The sequence below is a fragment of the Sphingomonas sp. GC_Shp_3 genome, assembly GCF_026540945.1.
GTDB lineage: Bacteria > Pseudomonadota > Alphaproteobacteria > Sphingomonadales > Sphingomonadaceae > Sphingomonas.
Genome location: NZ_JALNUT010000008.1, coordinates 62,155 through 83,829, shown reverse-complemented (window position 1 = coordinate 83,829; position 21,675 = coordinate 62,155). Strand labels below are relative to the sequence as shown.

Genomic DNA, 21,675 nt, shown 5'->3' with positions numbered 1-21,675 from the left:
GTCCTTTCGCCACCATAGCAACAAAGCGCGCGCGATGCGCCTCCCCTTGATCGCGCTCGGCCTGGTCGCGCCGGCAGTGGCTAACGCGCAGGCGGTCGATCCCGCGACAGGCGACATCGTCGTACTGGGGCGCGGGCTCGATCTGCCGCCCGGCACGCCCGCCTACGGATCGGTGGTGATCGACCGCAAGCGGCTCGCCAACGATGCCTCGGGCCGGGTCGAGGACGTGCTGCTCGACGTCGCCGGATTCCAGCAGTTTCGCCGTTCGGACAGCCGCTCGTCCAACCCGTCAAACCAAGGTGCAACGCTGCGCGCGCTCGGCGGCAACGCGTCGAGCCGGACTTTGGTGCTGCTCGACGGCGTTCCCATTGCCGATCCGTTCTTCGGCTATATTCCGTTCAGCGCGCTGGTTCCCGATCGCCTCGCCGGCATCCGCGTCACGCGCGGCGGTGGTTCCGGGCCGTTCGGCGCGGGCGCCGTCGCCGGCACGATCGAGATGACCAGCGCCGGCCGCGCCGATCTGCCGGTCCTGTCGGGACAGGCGCTATACGGCAGTCGTGATGCACAGCAGGTCAGCGCTACGCTCGCGCCATCGGTCGGCGGCGGCTTCGTCGCGCTGTCCGGCCAGTTCGAACGCGGCGACGGCTTCCAGACAACGCCCGAGGATCAGCGCACGCCGGCGACCGTGCCGGCGCGCTACCGCGATTGGTCAACCGGTCTGCGCGCGGTCGCGCCGATCGGGCCTGATACCGAAGTGCAGTTCCGCGGGCTGGTGTTCGGCGACAACCGTACGCTCCGCTTCAAGGGCGCGGACTCGGCGTCGTCGGGCGAGGATGCCAGCGTGCGGCTCGTATCGCGCGGCGAGTGGCAGGTCGACGCGCTCGCCTATGTGCAGGCGCGCAATTTCGCCAACAAGGTGATCTCCTCCTCCACCTTCAAGCTCACGCTCGACCAGCGCAACACACCCTCCACAGGGGTAGGCGGCAAGATCGAGCTGCGCCCCCCGGTCGGGGGGACACACGTGCTGCGCATCGGCGGCGACTTCCGCCTCGCCGACGGGCAGTTGTTCGAGGATGCCTATAGCGCGACCGGTGTCGTCACCGCGCGCCGCAATGCGGGTGGCAACACCAGCGTGGCGGGGCTGTTCGCCGAAGACGACTGGACGATCGGCCGGCTCGTGCTGACCGGCGGCGCGCGGATCGATCGCTGGACGATCACCGATGGTTTCTTCCGTCAGCGCAGTACGGCGGGCGTGCTCACCACCAACACGCTGTATCCGGACCGCGACGGCACCGAGGCGACCGGAAGGGCCGGCGCGCTGCTAAAACTCGGCTCGGTCGATCTGCGGGTGGCCGGCTATACCGGTTTCCGCCTGCCGACGCTCAACGAACTGTACCGTCCGTTCACCGTCTTCCCGGTGACGACGCAAGCCAATGCCAATCTCGCCCCCGAACGGCTGCGCGGGGTCGAAGGCGGTATCGACGCGCATCCGCTGCCCGGCGTCACGCTCAGCCTCACCGGCTTCTACAACCGGCTGGAAGACGCGATCGCCAACCTGACGATCACCACGAATCTGCGGATGCGCGGCAACGTCAACGCGATCGTCGCAAAAGGGCTGGAGGCGACCGGCGATTGGAAGCTCGGCGCGGTCGATCTGTCGGCGAGCTATGCCTTCAGCGACAGCAAGGTCGATGCGCCCGGCATGGCCTTCGACGGCCTGACACCTGCGCAAAGCCCACGCCACACCGCCAGCGGCACGCTCGCCTGGGCGCCGCGCTCCGGGTTCCTCGCCTCGCTGACCGCACGCTATGTCGGCAAGCAGTATGAGGATGATCTCCAGACCGACGTGCTGCGCGCCGCCACCACGCTGGATGCATTCGTGAAGGTGCCGGTGCACAAGGCGGTCGCGGTGATCGCCCGCGCGGAAAATCTGTTCGATGCGACGGTCGTGACGCGCAATCAGGCAGGTTCGATGGATCTTGGTACGCCGCGGACTCTGTGGATCGGCGTGCGCTTCGGCGGTTAGCAAAGATCTGGGGATGCGGCGTCACCGCTTCGCCGCGTTCTTCCGCCGCGTGTCCCAGCCCTTACGCGCCGCCGCCGAGCGCTGTTCGGCCGAGCCGGACGCGTGTGCCCGCCCGCCGCGCGAAGACGCCTCGTGCGTATCTGGTTTGCCGCGCCCGGAGCCGGATGTGTTGCCGCCGCCGGAGTCCTTGTTCACCGTCGCCCAGGCGCGAGCTTCCGCCTCGTTCTCGGAGACGCCGCGATCCTCATAGCCTTGCTCGATATGTGCGGCCTTGCGCTTTTGCTTGTCGGTATACGCGTCCTTGTCTCCACGCGGCATGGCTCATCTCCTCTGGGCCGAAAACACATGAACCGGTGACGCAGTTCACCCGCTACCCAGTTCCACGCCCTGCCCCAGCGTGGCGACCAGCGCCCTGATATCGCTCGATTCCGCCTCCCCCGGCGCCCAGCGCCCGGCGTAGAACGCGACCAGCCGGTTGACGAAATCGAGCTTCAGCACCACGCCCGGCGACAGCCGGAATGGATAGAGATCCGGCTGGCCCATGCTGCGATTGATCTCGTTGATCGCGAAGGCGAACGGGATCCAGTGGGCGGTCAGCGTGGCGGTATCGGCGGTATACGGGTCGAAATCGATAACGCTGTCGGGCGTGTCCGGCACCGCCGCCGGCATCGGATCGAGCCGGGTCCCGAACCCGCCGATCGTCGCCAACGTATCGACGATGTGCGAATGGTGCGCGAACGTCTCGGCGAAATCCTCCCAGGGGTGCATGGTTGCATAGGCCGAGACATAATGGTCCTCCCAGCCGCCCGGCGGCGGCGTTGCGTAATGCGCCTGCAACGCCGCCTGGTAATCGGCACGCTCGTCGCCGAACAGCGATCGGAACGGGATCAGGTCCGGCCCGAACTGCACCAGCCGCGACCAGAAATAATGGCCGATCTCGTGCCGGAAATGGCCAACCAGCGTCCGGTACGGCTCGCCCATTTCGCGACGGATGCGCTCGCGCTGCGCATCGTCCGCCTCGACGAGGTTGAGCGTGATGAGGCCGTTGTCATGGCCGGTATAATGCTGCGGCGAAGCACCCTGCTCCGCCGCCGGATCGTACAGGAAATCGAAGGCGAGGCCGTGGATGTTTTGCGCCTTGGTCTCCAGCGTCAGGCCCAGGCGCATCAGGCCATGCAACACGCGGCGCTTGGCATCCTCGATGCGGGTCCAGCGTTCCAGCACGCCCGCCACCGCCAGATCGGGGATGATGCGATTGTGGCGACAGGCGAGGCACATCCGATTGGGATCGTCCGCGTCTACGACCCAGTTGCACACGCCGTAACGGGCGTTCGCGCACGGCAACACGTTCGCGGACACGCGCTGCGCATCGCGCCACACACCGCCCTGCGTATCGAAATGCAGAAAGCCGCCGCTGACCGGCGCAAACCCGAGCGCGTGCGCGCAACTCGGGCAGACGCGCGTCTCGAAGTGGAGAAGCTGCCGGCAATTAGGGCAGGAATACGCAGCCACGCGACGTCTCCTTTGCGAGGTTAGCTTCAACGCCGGCGACGCGGCGGAGGTTTCGCCGCCACCCACGACTGCCACGATTTAGATGTTGCATAGCAGCAATGCATAGCGTCTGTTCGGGTTTATGCTCAAAGCCGGCCTGCATCACCTCACCGCCTATCGCTACAACCGGCCGATCCGGCTCGGCCCGCAGGTGATCCGCCTGCGCCCGGCGCCGCACAGCCGTACCAGGGTGCCGAACTACGCGCTGAAGATCGAACCGGCCGGGCATTTCATAAACTGGCAGCAGGATCCGCATGCCAACTGGCTGGCGCGGATCGTCTTTCCCGACCCGGTCGACCATTTCTCGATTCAAGTCGATCTGCTTGCCGATCTCGACGTCATCAACCCATTCGACTTCTTCGTCGAGGAATATGCCGAAACGTATCCGTTCCAGTACGACGAGACGCTGAAGACCGACCTCACCGCCTATTTCGATGTCGAGCCGCAGGGGCAGGCGTTCGAAACGCTGGTCGCGCAGCATGCCGGTCACACCGGCCGCACGATCGATTTCCTGGTCGACATCAACGCCAAGATCCAGCAGCGCATCGCCTATATCATCCGCATGGAAAGCGGCGTGCAGACGCCGGAAGAAACCCTCGACGTCGGCTCCGGCTCGTGCCGGGACAGTGCGTGGCTGCTGGTGCAGTTGCTGCGTCGGCTGGGCTTCGCGGCGCGCTTCGTCTCGGGCTATTCGATCCAGTTGGTCGCGGACGTCGAGCCGGTCGAAGGGCCGAAAGGCGTCACGCAGGATGTGGTCGATCTCCACGCCTGGGCGGAGGTGTACGTGCCGGGCGCGGGCTGGATCGGGCTCGACGCGACTTCAGGCATGTTCGCGGGCGAGGGGCATATCCCCTTGTGCGCGACGCCGCATTATCGCTCCGCCGCGCCGATCAGCGGCATGGCCGAACCGGCCGAGGTCGATTTCCATTTCGAGATGAGCGTCTCGCGCATCGCCGAGGCCGTCCGCATCACCCGCCCCTTCACCGACGAACGCTGGGCGGCGGTGAACGCGCTCGGCGCGCAGGTCGATGCCGATCTGCTGGCGCAAGACGTGCGACTGACGATGGGCGGCGAACCGACCTTCGTCGCGGCGGACGGCGGGGAAGCCGGCGAATGGAACGGCGACGCGGTCGGCCCGACCAAGGCAGGCTACGCCGACACGCTGATCCGCGAACTGCGCGCCACCTTCGCGCCAAGTGGTTTGCTCCATCACGGGCAGGGCAAATGGTACCCCGGCGAAACGCTGCCGCGCTGGGCGTATGCCGCCTATTGGCGGGGCGACGGCGTGCCCATCTGGCACGATGCTTCGTTGATCGCGGAAGAAGACGGCACCGGCAAGCCGTTGGTCACCGCCGCGATGGCGGAACGCTTCCTCGACGTGATGGCCGAAGGGTTGGGCCTGCCGCCCGGCCATGTCGTGCCTGCGTATGAAGATCCGGCCGGCTGGGCGCTCAAGGAGGCCGAACTTCCGGTCAACACCACCCCCGACGACCCCAAGATCGACGATCCCGAAGCGCGCAGCCGCATGGTGCGCGCGTTCGAACGGGGCCTGGGCAATCCGGTCGGCTATGTCCTGCCGGTCCAAAAATGGCAGACGAAACAGCAGGGTAGCTGGCTGACCGAACAATGGGCGCTCCGGCGCGGCAAGCTTTACACCGTGCCCGGCGACAGCGCGCTCGGCTACCGGCTGCCGCTCGGCTCGCTGCCTTACGTGCCGCCGTCGGAATACCCCTATATCAACCCGCGCGATACCAGCGAGCCGCGCGAACCGCTCGCCGACGCGCGCGCGCAGCGCCCCGAAATCGCGCCCGCGCCGGTAACCGAACAGCGCATCACCGAACGCGCGCCCGTGTCGGGCGCGCAGCCGCAGGAGCGCGTCGAGCAGGAGATCGTCGCCGGCGCGGTGCGCACCGCCGTCACGGTCGAGCCACGCGGGCATTTCCTGTCGGTGTTCGTGCCGCCGGTGCGCGAACTTGAGGATTATCTCGAACTCATCACCGAGATCGAAGCCGCCGCCGCGCGGCTCGGTGCGCCGGTGCGGATCGAGGGCTACCCGCCGCCGCCCGATCCACGCCTGAAGGTGCTGAAGGTCACGCCCGATCCCGGTGTGGTCGAGGTGAACGTCCACCCGGCGGCAAGCTGGGCTGAAACCGTCGCCATCACCGAAGGCGTGTACGATATCGCCCGCCACGCCGGCATGACGGCGGACAAGTTCATGCTCGACGGCCGCGCGATCGGCACCGGCGGCGGCAACCACATCGTGCTGGGCGGCCCGAGCCTGTACGATTCGCCGTTCGTGCGCCGGCCCGATCTGCTCAAGAGCTTCGTGCTGTACTGGCAGCGGCATCCCTCGCTCAGCTACCTGTTCTCCGGCCTGTTCATCGGCCCGACCAGCCAGGCACCGCGCATCGACGAGGCGCGGCACGACGGGCTGTACGAACTCGAAATCGCGCTGGCGCAGGTGCCCGGGCCGATCGCGGGCGAGCAGCCGCCGGCGTGGATCGTCGATCGGCTGTTCCGCAACCTGCTGGTCGACGTCACCGGCAACACCCACCGCACGGAAATCTGCATCGACAAGTTCTTCTCGCCCGATGGCCCGACCGGCCGGCTCGGCCTCGTCGAGTTCCGCGCGTTCGAGATGCCGCCCGACGCGCGCATGAGCCTCGCGCAGCAGCTTATCCTGCGGGCGCTGACTGCGTGGTTCTGGCGCGAGCCGCAGCACGGATCGCTCACCCGCTGGGGCACGACGCTGCACGATCGCTTCATGCTGCCGCATTTCGTGTGGGCGGATTTCCTCGACGTGCTCGGCGATCTCGCTGGCGCCGGCTATGCGTTCGATCCCGCCTGGTTCGAGGCGCAGCGGCAGTTCCGCTTCCCCATGCACGGCACGATCGACGCTGGCGGCGTCTCGCTCGAGATCGCCCATGCGCTCGAACCGTGGCATGTGCTGGGCGAAACCGGCGCGATTGGTGGCACGGTCCGCTATGTCGACAGCTCGACCGAGCGGTTGCAGGTCAAGGCCGGCAACGTCACGCCCGGCCGCCACGTGCTGACCTGCAATGGCCGGCGTGTGCCGATGGTCGGCACCGGCGTGCCCGGTGAAGTGGTCGGCGGCGTGCGGTACAAGGCATGGGCGCCGGCGGACTGCCTCCACCCGCGCCTGCCCGCCAACGCGCCGCTCACCTTCGACGTGATCGACACGTGGAGCGGGCGGTCGCTAGGCGGTTGCGTCTACCACGTCGCGCATCCGGGCGGCCGCAATTACGACTCGGTGCCGGTCAACGCCTATGAGGCGGAGGCGCGGCGAAAAGCCCGCTTCCAGGATCACGGCCACACGCCGGGCACGGTACCGGTGCCGCCCGAGGAACTGCCGACCGAATTCCCGCTGACGCTCGATCTCAGACGACCGGCGTACCTGCGCTAATCAAGGCTCGCCACTCGCGTGGCGAGCCTTTCGACTATACTATTTCCAGCGCCACCGCCGTCGCCTCGCCCCCGCCGATGCACAGGCTCGCAACGCCGCGCTTCAGCCCGCGCGCCTCAAGCGCCGCCAGCAACGTCGCCATGATGCGCGCGCCCGACGCGCCGATCGGATGGCCGAGTGCGGTCGCGCCGCCGTTGACGTTGAGCTTGTCCGCCGGAATGTCGAGATCACGCGCCGCGATCATCGCCACCACAGCGAACGCCTCGTTCACCTCGAACAGGTCGACGTCGGCCACGCTCCATCCGGCCTTGTTGAGCACCTTGCGGATCGCCGGTACCGGCGCGGTGGTGAACTTCGCCGGTTCGTGCGCGTGACCAGCCGTCGCCACCACGCGCGCAACCACCGTCAACCCCAGCTTCTCCGCCACGCTCTGCCGCGTCATCACCAGCGCCGCCGCACCATCCGAGATCGACGACGCGTTCGCCGCCGTGATCGTGCCGTCTTTGGCGAAAGCGGGCTTCAGCGACGGGATCTTGTCCGGCTTGGCGCGACCCGGCTGCTCGTCCACCGCCACCACCGATTCGCCACCACGCAGCTTGACGGTAACGGGCGCGATCTCACGCGCGAACGCGCCGCTGGCGATCGCTTCGTTGGCGCGCGTCAACGATCGGATCGCATAATCGTCCTGCTCGGCGCGCGTGAACTGATAGTCGCCCGCCGACGCTTCCGCGAACACGCCCATCGCCTTGCCGGGCTCATAGGCATCCTCCAGCCCGTCCATCGCCATCGTGTCGATGATGACGTCATGGCCGAAACGCGCGCCGCCGCGATGCTTTGGCAGCGCATAGGGCGCGTTGCTCATGCTCTCCATGCCGCCTGCAATTGCTACCTCGATTGCGCCTGATGCCAGCGCCTCATGCGCCATGATCGCCGCCTGCATCCCCGATCCGCACATCTTGTTGATCGTCGTCGCTTCGACCGAGTTGGGCAGCCCGGCGCCGATCGCCGCCTGCCGCGCCGGCGCCTGACCAAGACCCGCCGGAAGTACGCAACCCATATAGATACGCTCGATCGCATCACCCGACACGCCAGCGCGCTCGACCGCGGCGGCGACCGCGATAGCGCCCAGTTCGGTTGCCTTCAACGGCGCGAGCGCACCCTGGAACGCGCCCATTGGCGTGCGCGCGTAACTGACGATGACGACAGGATCGGACATAAGGCTTCCTCGTATTGATCGTTACAAAGCGCGCGCGATCACCATGCGCTGAATATCGGACGTGCCCTCATAGATCTGGCACACGCGCACGTCGCGGTAGATCCGCGCCACGCCGAACTCCTCCAGATAGCCGTAACCGCCGAGCGTCTGGAGCGCGCCCGAGACCACGCTCTCCGCCGTTTCCGAGGCGACCAGCTTGGCCATCGATGCCTCCTTCAGGCACGGCAAACCGGCATCCTTCATGCTCGCGGCGTGCAGCACCAGATGCCGCGCCGCCTCCAGCTTGGCGGCGAGATCGGCGAGTCGAAAGCCGACCGCCTGATGCTGGATGATCGCCTGCCCGAAACTCTTGCGGTCCTTGGCGTAACCGATCGCGATCTCCAGCGCCGCCTGCGCCATGCCGATACACTGCGCGGCGATGCCGATGCGTCCGGCCTCGAGGTTGGACAACGCGATGCCATAGCCCGCCCCTTCGGCACCCAGCCGCAGGTCGTCGGCAACGAACACATCGTCGAACCGGATCGCGCAGGTATCGGACGCCGCCTGCCCGAGCTTATGCTCGACCTTGTCGACATGGTAGCCGGGCGAATCGGTTGGCACGATGAAGCCGGTAATGCCGCGCTCGCCCGCCGCAGGGTCGGTGACGGCATAGACGATCGCGATACCGGCAATGCTCGCGCACGAGATGAACTGCTTGGCACCGTTCAGCCGATAGCCACCGTCCACCTTCTCGGCGCGGGTGCGCATTGCTGCGGCGTCGGAGCCGGCATCGGTTTCGGTCAACGCGAACGCGCCGAGCATGCGGCCGGCGATCAGGTCGGGCAGGAAACGCGCCTGCTGTTCCGCGCTGCCGTCCTTGACCAGCCCCGACACGATTAGGCTGTTCTGGATGCTGACGATGGTGGAAAGCGCGCCATCGGCAGCAGCGATTTCGATCAGCGCAAGCGCGTAGGCCACATAGTCCGCCGCCGCCCCACCGACCGACTCGGGCGCGGTCATGCCCATCAGGCCGAGCGCCGCGACGTCCTCGAACAGCGCGCGCGGATAGCCTTTCGCCGCCTCGAACGCGGCGCTGTGCGGGCGGATGCGCGCCTGTGCGAAGTCGCGCACTGCTTGCTGAATCGCGCTTTGCGTCTCGTTAAAAATCATAGGCTATCCAAAGCATCCTACTCGTGAGTAGGATGCCGTCTTACCAGTTTGCCGTCAAGCAGGACGCCGATGAACACGTCCCCCTTCCCCTCGCCCGAGCAACGCCGGGCGGATCGCGCCGCCAAGCGCCACGCGGTGTTGGCGGCGGCGGTGGCGATGTTCAACGAACGCGGGTTCCACGCGACCTCGCTGGATGACGTGGCGGCCAGCCTCGGCATCTCGAAGCCGACGATCTACCATTATCTCGGCAACAAGGATCAGGTATTGCTCGAATGCCTGACGATGGGCCTTCAGCAGTTGATCGCCGCCGCCGACGCCGCACATGCCACGCCAGGTCGCGGGCTCGACCGCTTGCAAGCGTTCCTGCGCCGTTATGCTGAGGTCAATATGGACGCGTTCGGCGCCTGCGTGATCCGCACGCCCGAGGAAGCGCTTAGCCCGGATAGCGCGGACCGGCTGCGTGCGATGAAGCGCGAGATAGACGCGGCGATGCGCGAATTGATCGCGGAGGGCATGGCGGACGGGTCGATCGCGCCGGCCGACCCCACGCTGCTCGCCTTCACGCTGGCGGGCGCGCTGAACTGGCCCGCGCGCTGGTACGACCCCGCCGGACGGTTCGATGCGCCCGGCGTGGCGGCGCAGATGGTCGACATCCTCACCGCCGGCATTGCGCCCCGCTGAGCGGCGGCAACGCTTCGTCCGCAAACAGACCGGGCCCTGCTGATACGTTACCCCACGGCGCTGCGTGGGCCACGATCATGTGCGGAGCAGGGTGGCCCGGGTGCTAATAGCGTTGCCGGCCGCGCATGCCTGTCGGCGCCGCAATCAAGCCGCAGCTAGTCGCCCACCCCCGCCTGCCGCAGCAGCGCCTGCGCGCGGGCGAGGTGCGGCCGATCGAGCATCCCGCCCACGTCCGCGATCGTGCCAACACCGGGATTGGCTGCGAACAGATCGACGATCCGCTTCGCCGCCGCGATCTCCCCCGTACTCGGCACGAAGGCGGCGTTGATGACCTCGACCTGCGCCGGATGGATCGCCAGCATCCCGCGGTAGCCGTCACGCCGCACCTTCTCCGCACGCGTCCGCAAGCCGTCGAGATCGCGAAAATCGCCCTGGATCGTCTCGATCGCCGCCACGCCCGCCGCCGCCGCGCCGAGCAGGCACAAGCTGCGTGCGAGTTCGTAGGTGAAGCCGTAGCCGCCATCGTCGTTGCGATTGGCGCTCGCGCCGAGCGCATCGGCCAGATCCTCCGCGCCCCAGGTCAACGCCACCAAACGCGGCGCGCCAGCATAATCACCGGTCCGGAACATCGCCGCCGCCGTCTCGGTGACCAGCACGATCACCTTGGTAGCACCGATGTCGATTCCATGCGCCGCCTCGAACGCGGACAGGTAATGGTCGAGCCGCTCAACATCGCCGCGACCATTCGCTTTCGGCAGCATGATCCCGCCCGGCCGCCCCGGCATCACCGCGGCGAGGTCAGCCAGCGTGTGCGGCCCGTCAAGCGGGTTGACCCGCACCCACAGCCGCTCGTACCCATCAGCCTGCGCCGCGAGGAAGTCGCGAACGGCAGCGCGGGCCGCCGGTTTCTCGGCCTCCGCCACCGCGTCTTCCAGGTCGATCAGCACGATGTCGGCCGCGCTGGCGGTGGCCTTGGCCATCTTCTTCGCGCTGTCGCCGGGCGCGAACAGCCACGAACGCGCGCCGAACACCTCCGCCGTTGCCGTCATCCGATTTCCTTCCCTGCGCGTAAGCCCATGATGGCGCTACCGGCTCAAGCGTCTGCGTACATCGCCAACCAAGCACAAGCCGCGATGGGCACCAAGCATGTTGTTCTGGGCGATCGTGAGAAAGGTAACGACCAGATGTCCGTTCTGGTAAGGCGCGTCGCCACGCAACCGTTTACGCTGGATCGATCAACCAGCTAGCGATACATGACAGCCCATCAAAATACTCGGAGACTTTGTGATGCCGCTTTCTACCTCGATCACGCCTGTCATCCTGTCCGGCGGGTCGGGAACGCGGCTTTGGCCGATGTCGCGCCCGGAGCGCCCGAAGCAGATGCTCGCGCTGACCGCCGAGGAGACGATGCTCCAGCTCACCGCCATGCGTGCCAAGGGCGAGCATTTCAGCGGCCCGATCGTGGTCGCCAACGCACGCCATGCCGACATGGTCGACGAGCAGCTCGACCACATCGGCGCCAATGCGCAGGCGATCATTCTGGAGCCGATCGCGCGCAACACCGCACCGGCGATTGCGCTTGCCGCGCTCGCGGCCGAGGGTTCGAGCCCGCTGCTGGTCATGCCGTCGGATCACGTCATCGCCGATGTCGCTGCGTTCCACGACGCGATCCAGGCCGCGCTGCCGCTCGTCGCGGATGGCTGGCTAGTCACGTTCGGCATCGCCCCCGACGCGGCCGAGACCGGCTACGGCTGGATCAAGGTCGGCGAGGAAATCGGCGGCGGCGTGCACCGTGTCGCGCACTTCGTCGAGAAGCCGCCGCGCGACAAGGCGGAGGCGATGCTGGAGGCGGGCGACCACACCTGGAACGGCGGCATCTTCCTGTTCCGTGCCGACACGTATCTCGACGCGCTCTCGACCCATGCTCCGACGATGCTCGCCGCCTGCCAGCTTGCGATGGCCAAGGCTAACCACGACGGCAAGCGCATCTTCCCGGACGTGGAGGCGTTCGCGGGCTCGCCGGACAATTCGATTGACTATGCGGTGATGGAGAAGGCCGAGCGCGTCGCGGTGGTGCCGGTCAGCATGGGCTGGAACGACGTCGGCAGCTGGGACGCGCTCCACGCGATCAGCGATCTCGACGCCGCCGGCAACGCGCATTCGAGCGGGGCCGCCGGTGAGGTGATCGCGATCGAGACGACCAACTGCCTGGTGCGCACCGACGGCGTGCGTGTCGCCATCGTCGGGGTGGACGATCTGATCGTGGTGGCGAGCGGCAATGACGTGCTGATCCTGCCGCGCGGCCGCAGCCAGGAGGTCAAGAAGCTGATCGAGGCGATGAAGAACCAGCAACCGGTCGCGTGAGAGAGCAACGATGAGCGCCTACATCCTCTTCATCCGCGACGAGCCGGTTCACGATTCTGCGGAAATGGCGGAGTATGAGCGGATGAACCGCGAACGCGGGAGCGAGGGCTTCCCGGTCAAGCGGCTCGCCTTCTACGGCACGGTGGAAGCGCTGGAGGGCCCCGCGCCCGACGGTGTCGTCGTTCTGGAGTTCCCAAGCGTCGAAGACGCGCGGGCATGGTATCATGGACCGGGCTACCAGGCGGCGATGCAGCACCGCCTGAAGGCTGCCGAGTATCGGGTCATGATCGTCGAAGGCGTTTAGGGAAGAGGATCCTCTTCGGCGTCATCCGACGCTGATCGGGGTCCGTCGGCGAGACGATGACGACGCGGGGTCACGCCCCCGCGTCGCTCAACCGGTCGAGTTGCTCAGCGCTCAGCACGAGCCGCGTCGCGCCGAGCAGATCCTCGACCTGTGCGACGCTCGTCGCGCTGGCGATCGGCGCCACCACGCCCGGTTGCGCGGCGAGCCAGGCAAGCGCGATCTGCGCGAGCGTCGCGCCGGTCTCCGCCGCAACGCCATCCATTGCGGCGAGAACGCCCGATTTCTGCGTGATGAGGTCGGCCATGCCGCCGCCGCGCGCGCTCTTTTTCATATCATCGGCCGAGCGATACTTGCCGGTGAGGAAGCCTGACGCGAGGCCATAATAGGGCACCACGCCGATGTTGTTCTCGACGCAATAGTCCTGCAGTTGCCCCTCGAAATGGTGGCGGCTGACGAGGTTGTATTCGGGCTGCAACACCTGGAAATGGGGCAAGCCGGCGGCGCGTGCGGTATCGATCGCGGTCTTGAGGCGCATCGCGTGGTAATTGGATGCGCCAAGGGCGCGCACCTTGCCCGCCTTGACCAAGGAGGCGAACGCCTCGGTCACTTCGTCGAGGGGTACGTCCGCGTCATCCTTGTGCGCATAATAGAGGTCGATCGTATCGATACCGAGCCGCTGTAGCGAGGCGTCGCAGCCGGCAACGATCGCCTGTGCCGACAAGGACGAGCCGTTCTCGACCGGGAGCATGCCGACCTTGGTAGCGATCACCACCGAGTCGCGTTTGCCCGAGTCTTTCAGCCATTCGCCGATAATGGTTTCCGATTCGCCGCCCTTATGCCCCGGCACCCAGTTGGAATACATGTCGGCGGTATCGATCATCGTGCCACCGCCGGCGACGAACGCGTCGAGCACGGCGAAGCTGGCGGTGCGGTCGGCGGTCCAGCCGAACACGTTGCCGCCGAGTACCAGCGGCAGGATGTGGAAATCGGTCGCGCCCAAGCGCCTGAGGTCGGTCATTCGCTGTTATCCTGCGTGTTGTCGTCGACGATGGTGGCGGCGTTAGCGTCCATGCTGTTGGCATCGAGCATCATTGCCGCGTCGTTGAGCTGCTGCGCCTCGCTGCCGCTCATCGCGCCCGGCGTGGTGTTCGATCCGCACGCGGCAAGCGCCAGTGGGAGCGCACACGCAAGGACGAGAGCAAGACCGCGGCGCACCGCGATCAATTCTCGACCGTGTTGCCGGCATCCTTGAGCGCCTGGCCGGTCTTGTCCTTGGCCTTGTCGGCGGCATTGCCGATCGCGTCGCCGGCATTGTCCATCGTCGCCTCGGCCGATCCGAACGCCTTGTCGGCGGCGGCTTCGGTGCTGTTGGCGGCGGTGCGCATGGTCGCGTTGGCGTCGGCGGCCGTCGTGTCCGCGGCCTGCGCGCTTTCGTCCTGCGCCTTCTGGCTGCACGAGGCGAGCGCGATGGTGGCGGCGAGAGCGAGGATAAGGGTCTTCTTCATGGTGACGGCTCCGTCAGGATGAATGCATGAGGGATATTGAAACGCGACAACGCCTGCAATCGAGGGAAAGGTCCACCGCCACGCGATCGCGTGATTGACCGCATATAAAGATATCTTTATGTCTCGTTCCCACGATGACCATCGCCCTCGACATCTTCCGTGCGCTTGCCGATGGCACGCGGCTGCGCATCCTCGCGCTGCTGCGCACGATGGAACTGTCGGTCGGCGAACTCGCGCAGGTGCTTGGGCAGAGCCAGCCGCGCGTCAGCCGCCACGTCAAGATCCTATGCGATGCGGGGCTGGCGGAGCGGCGCAAGGAAGGAAGCTGGGTGTTCGTCGCACTGGGGGCGGCCGATCGGGTCGCGCCGGTGGCGGACGCGCTCGATGCGTGGGGTCGACTGGAGGCGGATCACTGGGCGACAGCGGATGCGGCAAGGCTGGCGGCGGTGCGCGCCGACCGTGCGGCATCGGCGGCGCAGTGGTTCGAGGCGAATGCGCGCGAGTGGGATGCGATCCGCTCGCTACACATCGCCGAGGAACAGGTCGAGGCGGCGATCGGCGCAGTGCTGGGCGAGAGCAAGGTGCACCAGATGATCGACATCGGCACCGGCACGGGCCGCATGCTGGAGTTGTTTGCAGGGCACGCCGAGCAGGCGCTGGGGATCGACCGCAGCTCGGAAATGCTGCGGCTCGCCCGCGCCAAGCTGTCGAGCCACGGTGTCGACAATGCCGAATTGCGGCAGGCCGATCTCTATGCGCTGCCGCTTGGTGACGGCGCGGCCGATCTCGCCATCGTCCACCATGTGCTGCACTTCGCGCAACAGCCTGGCGCGGCGATCGCTGAGGCCGCGCGGGTGCTCAGCCCCGGCGGGCGGCTGCTGATCGCCGATTTTGCGCCGCATGATTGCGAGGAATTGCGCACGCGCGACGCGCATACCCGGCTCGGCTTCTCGGACGAGCAGATGACGACATGGTTCGCCGCCGCCGGCCTCGCGCCCGAGCGGATCGAGACGCTGGAAGGCGGCGAACTGACGGTGAAACTCTGGCTGGCGCGCAAACGCGCTTCGGCCGAACAGACGGTACATGAGGTGAAGGCGGCATGACGATCTCGGTTTCGCAGCTTGAGGAAGCGCGCCGCGCGCTGGAGGCGCCGCTGTTCGCCGACGTGGCGGGCGATACGTCCGTGTCGTTCGAGTTCTTCCCGCCCAAGACGCCGAAGATGGAAGAGGCGTTGTGGGAGACGGTGAGGACGCTCGAGCCGTTCCGCCCCGAGTTCGTCTCGGTCACTTATGGCGCGGGCGGTTCGACGCGGGAGCGCACCCACGCCACCGTCGCGCGCATCCAGGCGGAGACGAGCATGCCCGCCGCCGCGCACCTCACCTGCGTCGAGGCCTCGAAGGGTGAGATCGAGGAGATCGCCGATGCCTATTGGCAGGCGGGCGTGCGGCATATCGTGGCGCTGCGCGGCGATGCGCCGGGCGCGGACGGGTTCGTGCCGCACTCGCAAGGCTACACCAACGCCGCCGATCTGGTGGCGGGGCTGAAGCGGCTGCATCCGTTCGAGATTTCGGTCGCCGCCTATCCGGAATGCCACCCGGATTCGCAGGGCCTCGCGCACGATCTCGACAACCTCAAGCGCAAGATCGACGCGGGCGCGACACGCGGCATCACGCAGTTCTTCTTCGAGCCGGAGACGTTCTTCCGCTTCCGCGATGCCGCCGCCGCCGCCGGGATCACCGCGGAGATGGTGCCGGGCATCATGCCGGTCACCAATTTCGCCAGCATTGTGAAGATGTCGAAACTGTGCGGCACCGAAGTGCCGGCGTGGTTGGGGCGGCTGTTCGAGGGGCTGGAGGATCATGCCACCGCCCGCCAGTTGATCGCGGCGACGCTCGCCGCCGAACTGTGCCGCAAACTGTATGCGGGCGACGTGCGCTCGCTGCATTTCTACACGCTCAACCGCGCCGAGCTGAGCTTCGCGATCTGCCACCTGCTCGGCCTGCGCGCCAAGGCACCGGTCGCGGCTGCGGTCGCGGCCTGAAGGATATCATGATGACCCCACGCCAATCCTTGCTCGCGCAAGCCGCCGAGCGTATCCTCATCACCGACGGCGCGTTCGGCACCGAGATCCAGAACTGGAAGCTGTCCGAGGCCGATTATGCCGGCTCGCTCGGGCTGCTGAAGGATCAGAAGGGCAATAACGACATCCTCGCGCTGTCGAAGCCGGAAGTGCCCGAGACGATCCACCGCGCCTATTTCGAAGCAGGCGCGGATATCGCCGAGACCAACACGTTTTCCGCCAACGTCATCAGCCAGGCCGATTACGGCGCGGAGGCGCTTGTCAAGGATATCAACATCCAGAGCGCGCAGCTCGCGCGCCGCATCGCCGACGAATATCAGGCGCGCGATGGCCGCCCGCGCTTCGTGGCAGGCGCGATCGGGCCAACCAACAAGACCTTGTCGCTAAGCCCCGACGTCAACGATCCCGGCTACCGCGAGATCGACTTCGATTATCTGAAAGACGTGTACCGCGAGCAGACCGACGCACTGCTGGAAGGCGGCGCGGACTTCATCCTGATCGAGACGGTGTTCGATACCTTGAACGCCAAGGCCGGCATTATGGCGGCGATCGAGGCGGGCGATGCGCTGGGGCGCGACGTGCCGATCATGCTGTCGATGACGCTGACCGATCTGTCCGGGCGCAACCTGTCCGGCCACACGGTCGAGGCGTTCTGGCATGCGGTGCGCCACGCCAAACCGGTGACGATCGGGCTGAACTGTTCGTTCGGCGCGGAACAGCTCCGCCCGCACGTCAAGACGCTGGCGGGCATCGCCGATACGCTGATCATGGTGTACCCGAACGCCGGGCTACCCAACGAGCTTGGCCAGTATGACGAGATGCCGGAGACGACCGCCGGTCTCGTCAAGGAATGGGCCGATGCGGGGCAGGTCAACATCCTCGGCGGGTGCTGCGGGTCGACGCCCGCGCATATCGCCGAGATCGCGCGTGCGGTGCGTGGCCTGGCGCCGCGCAGGCTGCCGAAACCGCCGGTGGTGACGCGGCTCGCCGGGCTGGAGCCGATGACGATGGCGGGGTAAACCGCCGACGCCTCCGCGATACTGCAAGACCCCGGCGTGCCGGGCGACGATGGGAACTGCCTTGACCAACCTCTCCACCTCTTTCGTCAACATCGGCGAGCGCACCAACGTCACCGGCTCGGCGCGCTTCAAGAAGCTCATCATGGCGGGCGACTATCCCGCCGCGATCGAGGTGGCGCGCCAGCAGGTCGAGAGCGGCGCGCAGGTGCTCGACGTCAACATGGACGAGGGGCTGCTCGACGCCGAGCATGCCATGACGACGTTCCTCAAGCTGATTGCCGCCGAGCCGGATATCGCGCGCATCCCGTTCATGGTCGACAGCTCGAAATGGTCGGTGATCGAGGCAGGTCTGAAATGCGTTTCCGGCAAGCCGATCGTCAATTCGATCAGCATGAAGGAAGGCGAGGCCAAGTTCCTGCACGAAGCGAAGAAGTGCATGACGTACGGAGCCGCCGTGGTGGTGATGGCGTTCGACGAGGCGGGCCAGGCCGACACCCAGGCGCGGAAGATCGAGATCTGCGAGCGCGCGTATAACGTGCTGATGACGATCGGCTTCCCGCCCGAAGATATCATCTTCGACGCCAACATCTTCGCGGTCGCGACCGGCATCGAGGAGCATAACAATTACGGCGTCGACTTCATCGAGGCGGTGAAGGTCATCAAGGCGCGCTGCCCGCATGTCCACTTCTCGGGCGGCCTGTCCAACCTGTCATTCTCGTTCCGCGGCAACGAGCCGGTGCGCCGCGCGATGCATTCGGTGTTCCTGTACCATGCGATCCCCGCCGGGCTTGACATGGCGATCGTCAACGCCGGCCAGCTCGACATCTACGACGATATCGACCCCGAACTGCGCGAGGCGTGCGAGGACGTCATCCTCAACCGCCCGCAGCGCAAACCCGACGAGACGCCGACCGAACGGCTGATCGCGCTCGCCGAACGTTTCCGCGGCACCGATGCGGTGGCGGAAAAGGCGGCGGAGGAATGGCGCGGCTGGCCGGTCAACAAGCGGCTCGAACATGCGCTCGTCAAGGGTATCGACATGTACGTGGTCGAGGATACCGAGGAGTGCCGCCAGCTCTTCCCGCGCCCGATCGAGGTGATCGAGGGGCCGCTGATGGACGGCATGAACGTGGTCGGCGATCTGTTCGGATCGGGCAAGATGTTCCTGCCGCAGGTGGTGAAATCGGCGCGCGTGATGAAGAAGGCGGTGGCGCATCTGCTCCCGTTCATCGAGGCGGCGAAGGAGCCCGGCGCGCGTGGCAAGGGCAAGATCATCATGGCGACCGTGAAGGGCGACGTGCATGATATCGGCAAGAACATCGTCGGCGTCGTGCTTCAGTGCAACGGCTTCGACGTGGTCGACATGGGCGTGATGGTGCCGTGGAGCGACATCCTCAAGGCCGCCAACGAGAACGACGCCGACATGATCGGACTGTCCGGCCTCATCACACCCTCGCTCGACGAGATGGTGACGGTGGCGGAGGAGATGAAGCGCGCCGGCTTCACCATGCCGCTGCTGATCGGCGGGGCGACCACCTCCAAGGTCCACACCGCGCTGCGGATCGCGCCCGCCTATGACGGTCCGGTCGTGCACGTGCTCGACGCCAGCCGCGCGGTCGGTGTCGCCTCGACGCTGGTCAGCGATACGCAGAAGGACGCCTTCGTTACCAAGACGGCGGAGGATTACGAGGCGGTGCGGATCGCGCGCGCCAACAAGGGCAACAACGATCTGCTCCCGCTCGCCAAGGCGCGCGCCAATCCGTTCGTGGCGGATATGGCGCTGAAGCCGCCCGCCCCCGCCAAGCCCGGCGTGCATGTGTTCCGCGACTGGGACCTGAACGACCTACGCGAGCTGATCGACTGGACGCCGTTTTTCCGCGCGTGGGAACTGGCCGGCAATTACCCGGCGATCCTCACCGACCCGGTGGTCGGCGAAAGCGCCACCGCGCTGTTTGCGGACGCGCAGAAGATGCTCGACCGCATCATCGACGAGAAGTGGCTGACCGCGCGCGGCGTGGCGGGCCTGTGGGTGTGTGCGCGCCACGATGACGACGTGATCGTCGATACCAAGGGCGACTTCAACGCCGGCGAACTGATCGGTCTCGATGCGCTCGACGTGGTCGACGCCACCGATGTGTTCCGCCTCCCGTTCCTGCGCCAGCAAATCGCCAAGCGCGAGGGCCGTTTTAATATGTGCCTCGCGGACTTTATAGATACCAAGGGCGACTGGCTCGGCGGGTTCGCGGTGTCGATCCACGGCATCGAACCGCATCTTGCCAAGTTCAAGGCGGCGATCGACGACTATTCCGACATCCTGCTGAAAGCGCTGGCCGACCGTCTCGCCGAGGCGTTCGCGGAACGGCTCCACCAGCATGTCCGGCAGGAGCTGTGGGGTTACGCACCCGACGAGCAGCTCACCAACGAGGCGCTGATCCGCGAGCAATATCGCGGCATCCGCCCCGCGCCGGGCTATCCCGCCTGCCCCGAGCACAGCCTCAAGACGATGCTGTTCAAGATGCTCGACGCGCACCACGCCACCGGCGCGACGCTGACCGAGAGTTTCGCGATGCTGCCGACGGCGGCGGTGTCGGGCTTCTATTTCGGCCACCCGCAGGCGGAATATTTCGGCGTGGCGCGGATCGGCGAGGATCAGGTGACCGATTACGCCGCGCGGCGCGGGGTGGATCTCGACACCGCCAAACGCTGGCTGCGGCCCAATCTGGACTGACCGCGCGATCTGAGCGGAAAGATTACCGCGCCTTAGCGTTTGCCTATCGATTGCCGCTCCGTCAGGAACGGCGCGTAACGATGTGCTCGCGGGGTTCTCGATGTCGAAGGCGTCTCTCTCGGTCGGTCCGAAATACCCTCAGGTGGTGGTGCTGATCGGCGCGACCGGCGATCTGGCGCGGCGCAAGCTGCTGCCGGGGTTGTTCCACCTCATCAACGAGGGGTTCATTCCGGATTGCCGCATCATCGGCATGTCGCTCGACGAAATGGATGCCGATGCGTTCCGCAGCTTCGCGCGCGCCGCGCTTGACGAGTTCGGCACGCGGCCGGTGGCGGATGCCGAATGGAACGCGTTTGCCGCGCTGCTCGATTATCTGCCGACCGCCGCGGGGCCGGAGAAGCTGCGCGAGGTAGTGCTTGCCGCCGAACAGAGCCTCGGCACCGAAAGCCGGCGGCTGCACTACCTCAGCGTACCGCCGAGCGCCGCGCTGTCGAGTGCGCGGATGCTCGGGCAGGCCGGATTGATCGAGCGGTCACGCGTGGTGATGGAAAAGCCGTTTGGCGTCGACCTTGCCAGCGCGGTCGAGTTGAACGCCAAGCTGCACGAGATTTTCGCGGAGGAGCAGATCTTCCGCATCGACCATTTCCTCGGCAAGGAACCCGCGCAGAACATCCTCGCGTTCCGCTTCGCCAACGGCCTGTTCGAGCCGATCTGGAACCGCAACTTCATCGATCACGTCCAGATCGACGTTCCCGAGACGCTGGGTCTGGGCAAGCGTATTGGTTTTTACGAAAGCACCGGCGCGTTCCGCGACATGGTGGTGACGCACCTGTTCCAGATCCTCGGCTTCATGGCGATGGAGCCGCCGACCTCGCTCGAACCCGGCCCGATCGGCGAGGAGAAGAACAAGGTGTTCCGCTCGATGCTGCCGCTCGACCCGCATGACGTGGTGCGCGGCCAGTATGTCGGCTACCGCGACGAGGAAGGTGTCGATCCGCAGTCCGATACCGAGACGTTCATCGCGCTGAAGTGCCAGATCGACAATTGGCGTTGGGCGGGCGTGCCGTTCTACCTGCGCACCGGCAAGAAGCTCGCCGAGGGGCAGCGCATCATCTCGATCGCGTTTCGCGAGCCGCCCAAGAGCATGTTCCCGGCGGGCTCCGGCGTCGGCTCGCAGGGGCCGGACCATCTGACGTTCGACCTTGCCGACGCCTCGCGCGTGTCGCTGTCGTTCTACGGCAAGCGGCCCGGGCCGGGGATGCGGCTCGACAAATTGTCGATGCAGTTCGCGCTCCAGGAGACCGGTCGTATCGACGAGGTGCTCGAGGCGTACGAACGGCTGATCCTCGACGCGATGCGCGGTGACCGCACGCTGTTCACCACCGCCGAGGGCATCGAGAGCCTGTGGCGCGCCTCCGCCCCGCTGCTCGAGAACCCGCCCCCGGTACGGCTGTACGAGCCGGGTTCGTGGGGACCGAAGTCGATCCACCAGCTCATCGCGCCGCACGCCTGGCGCTTGCCGTTCGAGCGGGCATGGCGCGGCGGGGATACCTCGGGGAAGAAGTAACTGCGTAGGATTGGGGAGGCTTCACGAGGTTAACCCTCTATTCGCCTTCCCAAGCCGCCTG

Annotated in this window: 18 protein-coding genes; 10 read left to right on the top strand and 8 right to left on the bottom strand. The window is 66.6% G+C overall.

Annotation, left to right across the window (positions count from 1 at the left end):
• Positions 1-34 precede the first annotated feature (34 nt).
• Positions 35-2,026 (top strand): TonB-dependent receptor plug domain-containing protein, encoded by a 1,992-nt coding sequence (locus OXR00_RS14865; RefSeq protein WP_267389069.1) that lies wholly within the window; start codon positions 35-37, stop codon positions 2,024-2,026.
• 21 nt (positions 2,027-2,047) lie between these two features.
• Here the strand turns inward: OXR00_RS14865 and OXR00_RS14860 are convergent, their stop codons facing one another.
• Positions 2,048-2,344: a plasmid stabilization protein gene (locus OXR00_RS14860; RefSeq protein ID WP_267389068.1), complete on the bottom strand. Its 297-nt coding sequence runs from the start codon at positions 2,342-2,344 to the stop codon at positions 2,048-2,050.
• A gap of 45 nt (positions 2,345-2,389) precedes the next feature.
• Positions 2,390-3,538, bottom strand: a complete 1,149-nt coding sequence (locus OXR00_RS14855; RefSeq protein ID WP_267389067.1) for a putative zinc-binding metallopeptidase — start codon at positions 3,536-3,538, stop codon at positions 2,390-2,392.
• 121 nt (positions 3,539-3,659) lie between these two features.
• Here OXR00_RS14855 and OXR00_RS14850 point away from each other — a divergent pair, with 121 nt between their 5' ends.
• On the top strand, positions 3,660-7,001 hold the full coding sequence (locus OXR00_RS14850) for a transglutaminase family protein (protein WP_267389066.1): 3,342 nt from the start codon (positions 3,660-3,662) through the stop codon (positions 6,999-7,001).
• Between the two features lie 34 nt (positions 7,002-7,035).
• Here the strand turns inward: OXR00_RS14850 and OXR00_RS14845 are convergent, their stop codons facing one another.
• The gene (locus OXR00_RS14845) at positions 7,036-8,217 is read right to left on the bottom strand and encodes an acetyl-CoA C-acyltransferase (RefSeq protein WP_267389065.1); all 1,182 of its coding nucleotides are present in this window, start codon (positions 8,215-8,217) and stop codon (positions 7,036-7,038) included.
• Between the two features lie 21 nt (positions 8,218-8,238).
• Positions 8,239-9,366 (bottom strand): acyl-CoA dehydrogenase family protein, encoded by a 1,128-nt coding sequence (locus tag OXR00_RS14840; protein WP_267389064.1) that lies wholly within the window; start codon positions 9,364-9,366, stop codon positions 8,239-8,241.
• 69 nt (positions 9,367-9,435) lie between these two features.
• On the opposite strand from OXR00_RS14840, the gene OXR00_RS14835 reads away from it, so the two are divergent.
• On the top strand, positions 9,436-10,047 hold the full coding sequence (locus OXR00_RS14835) for a TetR/AcrR family transcriptional regulator (protein WP_267389063.1): 612 nt from the start codon (positions 9,436-9,438) through the stop codon (positions 10,045-10,047).
• 155 nt (positions 10,048-10,202) lie between these two features.
• On the opposite strand, the gene OXR00_RS14830 is transcribed toward OXR00_RS14835, so the two are convergent.
• Positions 10,203-11,096, bottom strand: a complete 894-nt coding sequence (locus tag OXR00_RS14830; RefSeq protein WP_267389062.1) for a CoA ester lyase — start codon at positions 11,094-11,096, stop codon at positions 10,203-10,205.
• 238 nt (positions 11,097-11,334) lie between these two features.
• Between OXR00_RS14830 and OXR00_RS14825 the strand changes: the two genes are divergently transcribed.
• Both OXR00_RS14825 and OXR00_RS14820 read left to right on the top strand, forming a co-directional pair.
• On the top strand, positions 11,335-12,411 hold the full coding sequence (locus OXR00_RS14825) for a mannose-1-phosphate guanylyltransferase/mannose-6-phosphate isomerase (protein WP_267389061.1): 1,077 nt from the start codon (positions 11,335-11,337) through the stop codon (positions 12,409-12,411).
• A 10-nt stretch (positions 12,412-12,421) separates the two neighbouring features.
• Positions 12,422-12,715 (top strand): DUF1330 domain-containing protein, encoded by a 294-nt coding sequence (locus OXR00_RS14820; RefSeq protein ID WP_267389059.1) that lies wholly within the window; start codon positions 12,422-12,424, stop codon positions 12,713-12,715.
• A 70-nt stretch (positions 12,716-12,785) separates the two neighbouring features.
• Here the strand turns inward: OXR00_RS14820 and OXR00_RS14815 are convergent, their stop codons facing one another.
• From OXR00_RS14815 to OXR00_RS14805, 3 genes are read right to left on the bottom strand one after another with little or no spacing between them, the layout of a single operon-like run.
• On the bottom strand, positions 12,786-13,733 hold the full coding sequence (locus tag OXR00_RS14815; protein WP_267389057.1) for an aldo/keto reductase: 948 nt from the start codon (positions 13,731-13,733) through the stop codon (positions 12,786-12,788).
• Positions 13,730-13,930, bottom strand: a complete 201-nt coding sequence (locus tag OXR00_RS14810) for a hypothetical protein (protein WP_267389056.1) — start codon at positions 13,928-13,930, stop codon at positions 13,730-13,732. The genes OXR00_RS14815 and OXR00_RS14810 overlap by 4 nt, the downstream gene beginning before the upstream one ends.
• A gap of 5 nt (positions 13,931-13,935) precedes the next feature.
• On the bottom strand, positions 13,936-14,220 hold the full coding sequence (locus OXR00_RS14805) for a hypothetical protein (protein ID WP_267389055.1): 285 nt from the start codon (positions 14,218-14,220) through the stop codon (positions 13,936-13,938).
• Positions 14,221-14,354: 134 nt separating this feature from the next.
• Here OXR00_RS14805 and OXR00_RS14800 point away from each other — a divergent pair, with 134 nt between their 5' ends.
• From OXR00_RS14800 to zwf, 5 genes are all read left to right on the top strand, one after another.
• Positions 14,355-15,323 (top strand): metalloregulator ArsR/SmtB family transcription factor, encoded by a 969-nt coding sequence (locus OXR00_RS14800; protein ID WP_267389054.1) that lies wholly within the window; start codon positions 14,355-14,357, stop codon positions 15,321-15,323.
• On the top strand, positions 15,320-16,261 hold the full coding sequence (metF, locus tag OXR00_RS14795; RefSeq protein WP_267389053.1) for a methylenetetrahydrofolate reductase [NAD(P)H]: 942 nt from the start codon (positions 15,320-15,322) through the stop codon (positions 16,259-16,261). The genes OXR00_RS14800 and metF overlap by 4 nt, the downstream gene beginning before the upstream one ends.
• An 11-nt stretch (positions 16,262-16,272) precedes the next feature.
• The gene (locus OXR00_RS14790) at positions 16,273-17,319 is read left to right on the top strand and encodes a homocysteine S-methyltransferase family protein (protein ID WP_267389138.1); all 1,047 of its coding nucleotides are present in this window, start codon (positions 16,273-16,275) and stop codon (positions 17,317-17,319) included.
• Positions 17,320-17,380: 61 nt separating this feature from the next.
• The gene (gene metH / locus OXR00_RS14785; RefSeq protein ID WP_267389051.1) at positions 17,381-20,047 is read left to right on the top strand and encodes a methionine synthase; all 2,667 of its coding nucleotides are present in this window, start codon (positions 17,381-17,383) and stop codon (positions 20,045-20,047) included.
• 100 nt (positions 20,048-20,147) lie between these two features.
• Entirely contained in the window at positions 20,148-21,614 is a 1,467-nt protein-coding gene (gene zwf, locus OXR00_RS14780; RefSeq protein WP_267389050.1) for a glucose-6-phosphate dehydrogenase, read from the top strand.
• Positions 21,615-21,675: the final 61 nt, after the last annotated feature.